General features: G+C 46.9%; 4 protein-coding genes. All 4 read right to left on the reverse strand.

Annotated elements, in window-relative coordinates:
* Positions 1-125: 125 nt before the first annotated feature.
* Positions 126-1,151 carry an aspartate carbamoyltransferase catalytic subunit gene (locus tag RMO79_RS22895; RefSeq protein WP_310485574.1) on the reverse strand — a complete coding sequence of 342 codons (1,026 nt, stop codon included), beginning with the start codon at positions 1,149-1,151 and terminating at the stop codon, positions 126-128.
* 54 nt (positions 1,152-1,205) lie between these two features.
* Positions 1,206-1,592 (reverse strand): type II toxin-antitoxin system VapC family toxin, encoded by a 387-nt coding sequence (locus RMO79_RS22900; RefSeq protein ID WP_310485575.1) that lies wholly within the window; start codon positions 1,590-1,592, stop codon positions 1,206-1,208.
* Positions 1,592-1,813, reverse strand: coding sequence for a DUF2281 domain-containing protein (locus RMO79_RS22905; RefSeq protein ID WP_310485576.1), 222 nt, complete (start codon positions 1,811-1,813; stop codon positions 1,592-1,594). The genes RMO79_RS22900 and RMO79_RS22905 overlap by 1 nt, the downstream gene beginning before the upstream one ends.
* A gap of 108 nt (positions 1,814-1,921) precedes the next feature.
* Positions 1,922-2,823, reverse strand: a 902-nt coding sequence (gene mgtE / locus RMO79_RS22910) for a magnesium transporter (protein ID WP_310485577.1), incomplete at its 5' end; no start/stop codon positions are given.

Below are 2,823 nucleotides of genomic sequence, written 5' to 3' on the forward strand. Positions count from 1 at the left end.
GGGACTGGGGGACTGGGAGTGTGGGGAGTTATGTTAGGTCAGGATCTAAGTATAACAACCGCCGCGCAGTAACGGATATATCCCCAAATTCTTCAACAAATCCGAGCAATTACTCTCCTTACTTCTTACTCTCCCCGCTCCCCGCTCCCCGCTCCCCGCTCCTTCGTATTTCCCATCAAATAGAGCAAAGCCATCCGAATTGCTACGCCGTTATTTACTTGTTCGGAAATGAGACTCAAGGCAGGATCGTCCATGAGATCGGAGGTAATTTCGACACCACGATTTGTAGGGCCGGGATGGAGAATTTTGACATGTGGATGGCACAATTTTAAACGTTCTCTAGTGATGCCGTAATGTTGGTGATACTCGCGCAAACTCGGTAATAAGTGGTCTGTCATGCGCTCTTGTTGGAGTCGTAACGTCATGACAAAATCGGCATCTTGAAGGGCGGGTTCGATCTGCCAATGAATACATAAATGGGACTTATCGATTCCATCCCGTGGCTGTTGGCAATAGTCCGCAAATTCGGCGGGGAGTAGGGTTGGTGGGGCACACAGATGTACTTTAGCACCGCTAGCTGTCAGACTCCAGATATTCGATCGAGCCACGCGCGAATGTAAAATATCACCAACGATCGCGATTTTTTTATCTTTAAGTAATGATAACCGGGGATTGATGGGATCGATCGTCGCGCAAATAGTCAGTAGATCTAATAACGCCTGCGAAGGATGTTCGTGTTGTCCGTCGCCAGCATTTAAGATGCCTACTTTCACTCCCATTGTATCGAATGCCGTGGCGATCGCGTGCGGAACTCCAGCTTGTTTGTGGCGGATTACCATTAAGTCTGCGCCCATCGCCAGATAGGTTTTGGCGGTATCGAGAATGGTTTCGCCTTTGGTAAGCGAAGAAGTCGCCGCTGCAAAGTTGAGGGTATCGGCAGAGAGGCGTTTGGCGGCTAATTCAAAACTACTGCGGGTGCGGGTGGAAGATTCAAAGAACAGATTGGCAACTACACGCCCCTGTAAGGTGGGTACTTTCTTGACGGGACGCGATAGCACTTCTTTGAAGCTAGCGGCGGTCTGGAGGACGGTATCGTACTCTGTGGGGGTAAAGTCTGCTAGCGATAGGATATGTCGGCGCGTCCAGGTCATTTTAGGGGATAGGGGATAGGGAATAGGGAGGCATCTTAATTTACCAGCGCAAAACTACCAAAGGATTTGGACTAGATAATCGCTAAATAATCTATCTGCCGATACCAAAGTCAACTCTTCTGATTGTGCTTGGGAAATAAGTATCCGGTCGAAAGGATCTCGATGATGTAAAGGTAGATCTCGTAGAATTAATAAATGATTGAGGTTAATCGGCAGAATTTCTATACTGGTGGGTAAGAGATAAGACTCTACTATTCGATCGAGTGAAATTCCTAGCTGTAGCTTACCCAAACTCATTTTAATAGTCATTTCCCATAAACTAGCGATACTCAGATATAAGCTATTTTGCTCATCTTCAATTGCCTGCTTTGCGGATTGACTCAAGTTGTCACTGCCTTCTACCAGCCAAATCAAAACATGTGTATCTAGTAATAAATTCATTACATATACTCAGCAAAGTCACTCAGAGGATCGTTAAAATCCTCTGACATCGTAACCTGTCCTCGCAGACAACCAAACAACTTTTTGCGACTCAATTTATTTTTTGGTAATGGGCGATCTGGTTGTTGTAATCGGGCAATGACACGAGCAACAACTTCTAATCGCTCCGACGGTTCCAACCTGTCTACATCTGCCAAAATTTTTTCGAGTAAAGGACTCATAATAAACCTCAATTCTACAGTTATTATAATCTGAAACTCAGCCGATTACCTCCGGTACGCTGTGCCTAAGGCAGGCTTACGCCAACGCGAACGCCCCGCCTCGATCGGCTATGGATGTAAAACAGTACTCCCGATCGTAATTAACGACAGAAACAGAATAAATCCGATCGTATCTAGTAATGTTGTTACCAATGGCCCACTAATTAGAGCCGGATCTAAATCTAGCCGTTTGAAACCCATCGGTAATAATGTCCCTAAAGTTACGGCGATTACGGTATTTGTTGCCATCACAATTCCTGCCACCACTGCCACCCAGCGTTCGCTGGGCGGTGTCCAAATCAGTGCGAGTACAATCATTGTCAAACCAAGACCGATCGCCGTTCCTAGTCCTGCTAGCACCTCTTTACCAAGGATTTCGAGGGTATCGCCAGGGGTGACTTCACCAACACCAAGGGAACGAATGGTGACAGTCAAAGCTTGAGTGCCGACTGCGCCACCAGTATTAGAGAACAGTGGCATAATCACGGCAAGTACTGGCACCTTAGAAATCGTATCTTGAAAGGGGGCGATCGAACTAGATGCACCGATATATAGTGCCATAATTCCCAGCAACCAGGGCAGGCGGTTTTGCAATTTACTCCAAGGCGGGGACAGGGAAGAATCTTCGCCGCTACCCACACCAGCGAGTTTTTGGATGTCTTCGGTGGCTTCTTCTTGTAAAATATCGACAACATCATCGATCGTAATAATCCCCACTAATCGATCCTCCCGATCGACTACAGGTACCGCAATCAGATCATACCGCTGCATCTGCCGCGCTACTTCTTCTTGGGGTGTTTCGGTGTAAGTTTTAATTACTCGATCGCTAGCAATGTCGGTAATTGGCGTATCGGGCAGGGTAAATACTAATTGTCGCAGGGAGACTACCTGCATCAGCTTGCGACTATCGTCGGTCACATAAGCATAGTAGACTGTTTCCTTATCTCGATCGCTGCGTTTGATCTTGGCTA

The sequence above is a fragment of the Chamaesiphon sp. VAR_48_metabat_403 genome (assembly GCF_031422475.1).
Taxonomy (GTDB): Bacteria; Cyanobacteriota; Cyanobacteriia; order Cyanobacteriales; family Chamaesiphonaceae; genus Chamaesiphon.

Coding starts and splice junctions, on each gene's coding strand:
- RMO79_RS22895 (WP_310485574.1), bottom strand. CDS start 1,151: ATGACCTGGACGCGCCGACATATCCTATCGCTAGCAGACTTTACCCCC.
- RMO79_RS22900 (WP_310485575.1), bottom strand. CDS start 1,592: ATGAATTTATTACTAGATACACATGTTTTGATTTGGCTGGTAGAAGGC.
- RMO79_RS22905 (WP_310485576.1), bottom strand. CDS start 1,813: ATGAGTCCTTTACTCGAAAAAATTTTGGCAGATGTAGACAGGTTGGAA.